Raw genomic sequence first — 4,157 nt, forward strand, 5'->3', positions numbered from 1 at the left:
CAACTTTAATTGCCGCTCTAGAATTAGGTTATCAGACTATTGGTATTGAAATTGAAGATCAGTATATTGATATCATTCAACAACGTTTGGGGGAATATTTTGGCAAGATCGGACAGGAATTTGAGGTATTTGATTAGTCAATCAAAAAGTTAACAATAACAACCGCTACGGTAGAAAATCGGCTCGACAATAAATCCCTCGGAGAATTAAGGAGAGTTAGTCAAGCTTTCGAGCAGAACATCATTCTTAATAACTCTTATCTTAAAATACACACAGGCAAAACACTTCTGGGAAAATTACCCATCTCCCCTAAAAACAAGCTATCCTAAAGATTGCCATCCCGTTGCGATTCTATCCGTGCCTTACTATTCCCAATATCCCGACGCTTTTACTCCCAGTTATCTGAGCGAACTACAAGGACAGATTCTCGCTTGTCCCCACTTCACAGTTAACAATTTAAATCGAGATTTCGTTAAAACCAAAGGCTTTTCTATCGCTTTTCGACGCACACAAATCAGCGAAGTCGCACGAATGTTTCCCTATTTTAAACCCTATCTTGATCGCAGTTTACAAGCTGACTGCAACGCTTTTTATCTTAATCCCTTACTCCTACAAACCGGTTCACGCGTCGATCCCCATATCGATCGCTCCCTGCGCTCCTATTGTAAAACTATCGATCCTCCGCTCCTAGTTAGCGTCCTTTATGTGCAGGTTCCTAAAGATATTCAAGGGGGGGAACTGGTACTAGCAACAGGCAATCGTTCCGTGGCCCAGATTCGTCCTTGTACTAACACCTTGATCCTCTTTCAAGGAGATCTCACCCATTCAGTTAATCCCGTTAGTTGTTCTGGTATTCGTCTGAGTCTTGTCTGCGAACAATATCGGTTAGATGCTGAAGAATTGCGAGAGATTCCCGAAATACAGATAGAATCGCGAACCATGAAACCAGAAAAGAAAAAAAAGAAAGATCGGGTCGTTGCCCTACAATAAAAGGGCATTTTTGTAAAGATATTCTAGATGGTGATGCGCGAACCGATCGTCGAATTAAGGGGAGTAACCAAAGCTTTCGGCAAGAAAGTAATCTTAAATAACGTCGATCTGAAAGTGTACGAAGGGGAAGCGATCGGCGTGATCGGTCCGTCCGGTACGGGAAAATCGACGATTTTGCGCTTAGTCGCCGGATTACTGGCACCCGATCGGGGAGAAGTGTACATCTACGGCACAAAACGGCAGAGAACCGTAGAACAGGGGGAAGATCCCCTCGGTGTTGGTCTAGTTTTCCAACAATCGGCCCTTTTTGACTCCCTCACTGTTGGAGAAAATGTCGGTTTTGCTCTCTATCGCAACTCAAAGCTAAAACGAGCCGAAATCCGGGATTTAGTGGAAGAAAAACTCGATTTAGTGGGAATGTCCGGTTCCTACGACCTCTATCCAGCTGAAATATCCGGAGGGATGCGAAAACGCGTCAGTTTAGCCAGAGCAATTATCAGCGATCCCTCGATCGCCGCCGATCGACCGAACATTCTCCTGTACGATGAACCCACTGCCGGACTGGATCCCGTCGCTTCTACCCGCATCCAGACGGTAATTATGGAACTTCTCAAAGTAAAAAAAGCCTGTGGGGCCCATCTCATTGTCACCCACGTCCACAGCACCATCGAAAATACCACCGATCGCATCGTTTTTCTCTATAAAGGTCAATTTCAATGGGTTGGGCCGACTCAAGAGGCTTATCACTCCGAAATCCCCGTACTCAAGCAATTTTTTACCGGCAGTATCGACGGACCAATTCAGTGATCAGTAAACAGTAAACAGTAATCAGTAATCAGTGAACTGATAACTCGCATCTGATCACTGATCACTGATCGCTGAAATCCTCCGATTTCTCCTGTAAGATACTCTGTAGAGATGAGGAGTAATTATTTATGGAAGCTGGCGGTTCACAACGAGGGATTTCCCCAACTCTCAGGCAAAGTGGTATCGGTTTAATGTTACTGACATCGGGGGGAATATTAATCTGGTTTATCGCCTGGTTAAGTAATTTTAGCTTCGGGGGACGCAGTTATCGCGCCAGCTTCCTTTTTCCTAATGTGGGTGGCATGATGGTGGGAACCCGCGTCGGTTATCGGGGAGTGAGAATCGGACAAGTGACGGCAATTACCCCAGAACCGGAGGGAGTCGCCGTAGAAGTGGAGATTTCGCCAGCAGATCGCCTAATTCCCAGTAATTCTCTCATCGAAGCCATTCAATCTGGTTTAGTGGGTGAAACCACGATCGATATTACTCCCCTGCAAGCTTTACCCGTCGGTGGTGTTAAAGAACCCCCTTTGAGTCCTAACTGCAATGGGGAGGTGATTATCTGTAACGGTTCCCGTTTACAAGGGCAATCGGCGCTAAATGTCAATACCTTGATCAGATCTTTACTGAGAATTTCTAATCTAGTTAGTGATCCCGATATGGTGGCTGGATTTCGTTCCTTCACCCAACGCGCTGCCAATGCCTTGGGGGGACTCGATCGCTTTAGTGGTGAGGCAACCACTGCTTTAAGCGAGGTACGTCGCAGCGGTACTCTAGGTAAAGTTAATTCGGGGATGAGATCCCTAGAATCCTTACCCCAAGTATCCGGTTCCCTCGATCGCCTTTCTAGTGATCTTTCTGGTGTCGGGGGATTGAGTCAGGAAGCGACTACTTTACTGAGAAGTTTACAGGGAAGTGGCGGCCTGAGAAATTTAGACGCTACCCTAGTGGAGGCCCGAAAAACGCTGCTTTTGGTGGGAGAAACTACAGAAGAACTGCGGGTTTTTTTGGCAGCTAATCAAAATCGTTTAATTGCCACTCTCGATAGTATCAAAACTACTAGCGATCGCCTACAAACTACTCTCGCTGCTTTGGATCCGATTCTGACGCAAGTGCAGAAAAGCCAAATTATTGAGAATTTAAACACTATTTCGGCAAATGCTGTTAAATTAAGTGAAAATTTGGGCAACTTTACCGCCTATCTCTCCGATCCTGCCACTGTTGTCACCCTACAGCAACTCCTCGACTCCTCTCGCGCCGCTTTTGCCAATCTTCAGAAAATCACCTCCGATGTGGATGAAATTACCGGTAATCCGCAACTGCGACAGGAAATTATCCGCTTAATTCAGGGTTTAAGTCGTTTGGTTTCTTCTAGCGAACAACTACAGCAGGAATTCGCCCAAGGTCAAGCAATGACAAGAATGGCCGCCCAAATTGCGACAATAGCCCCAAATCCCGCCCCTAATACCCCAGAAAAAGACGCTAAGAAACCTGAATCTGAGTAGCAGAATTTGGGGTTAGGGGTTGGGGAAAAAAGTCTGAGCATTTGTACTAAAATTTTCAAGACCCAGCTAGTGTGCCTAATTTTTTGTCATAGCTAAATGAGGAATTTCTTCACCATGTTGACGATAACTTTCTTTAACGCCTTCCCAAGCTAAAATTAATTGATTGAGTGCTGTTTGGGGGCGATCAGCAAAAGCGGAAACGCTAGGCATTTCTACTAAGTATGCTATCCAATCTCCCTCCTCATCTTGGAAGATATTAATGCTAAAACCGTTAAAATCGTCGGTTGTTGGATTCATTTTCTTCCTCCTGTATTTTTAAAAATTGTTTAACTTGATCAGCTTTCGCCTCACCGTTTTTTGTCGGTACCAACTCAATCTATTTTAGCTTAAAGTTAAAAGAAGGAGATCGCATTTATACATCAGAGATAGAATGCAATTCGCCGCTACAATACCCGCAAATCAATTAGTTTTGCTAATCTTCGAGTTATGACTAAAAACTCCATTTTCACAAGAACGGCCACACCATAGCACAGAAAAGCTTAAAATAAAACTAAATAATACCTTGAATGTCCGGGAATCTTGTCGATGATCTTGACGGCAAACTCCTTGTCCGTCCAGACGTCCTTACAGGTCTGAACTGATGCATAAGCTCCTTGGCCAAGTACTTCATTGGTAAGATGATATAGTTCCTGAAAAATTTAAAAAATTTGTCAATGAATTAAAATTTGGATGGGAGACAGTGACATACACGAAAATCCACGCCTTTGCTCAATACTCTCCTACAAATTTGTCAAACTTCAAACCCAGCCTTTGGAAAATTTTGACTTATACATATGTCAAGTTTTTATTCCCACA

Annotated in this window: 4 protein-coding genes; 3 read left to right on the forward strand and 1 reads right to left on the reverse strand. The window is 44.1% G+C overall.

The window, feature by feature from the left end:
• Nucleotides 1–357 precede the first annotated feature (357 nt).
• From PX636_RS03020 to PX636_RS03030, 3 genes are all read left to right on the forward strand, one after another.
• Nucleotides 358–990, forward strand: coding sequence for a 2OG-Fe(II) oxygenase (locus PX636_RS03020; protein ID WP_288116181.1), 633 nt, complete (start codon nucleotides 358–360; stop codon nucleotides 988–990).
• A gap of 27 nt (nucleotides 991–1,017) precedes the next feature.
• Complete coding sequence (locus PX636_RS03025) at nucleotides 1,018–1,797, forward strand: ABC transporter ATP-binding protein (RefSeq protein ID WP_147071997.1); 780 nt, start codon at nucleotides 1,018–1,020, stop codon at nucleotides 1,795–1,797.
• Between the two features lie 128 nt (nucleotides 1,798–1,925).
• A complete protein-coding gene (locus PX636_RS03030) occupies nucleotides 1,926–3,302 on the forward strand; it encodes an MlaD family protein (RefSeq protein ID WP_288116182.1) in 1,377 nt (458 codons plus the stop codon).
• Nucleotides 3,303–3,377: 75 nt separating this feature from the next.
• Here the strand turns inward: PX636_RS03030 and PX636_RS03035 are convergent, their stop codons facing one another.
• Nucleotides 3,378–3,599, reverse strand: coding sequence for a type II toxin-antitoxin system HicB family antitoxin (locus tag PX636_RS03035; RefSeq protein WP_002738523.1), 222 nt, complete (start codon nucleotides 3,597–3,599; stop codon nucleotides 3,378–3,380).
• Between the last annotated feature and the right edge of the window lie 558 nt (nucleotides 3,600–4,157).

The sequence above is a fragment of the Microcystis sp. M53598_WE2 genome, from assembly GCF_030067735.1.
Lineage (GTDB): Bacteria > Cyanobacteriota > Cyanobacteriia > Cyanobacteriales > Microcystaceae > Microcystis > Microcystis aeruginosa.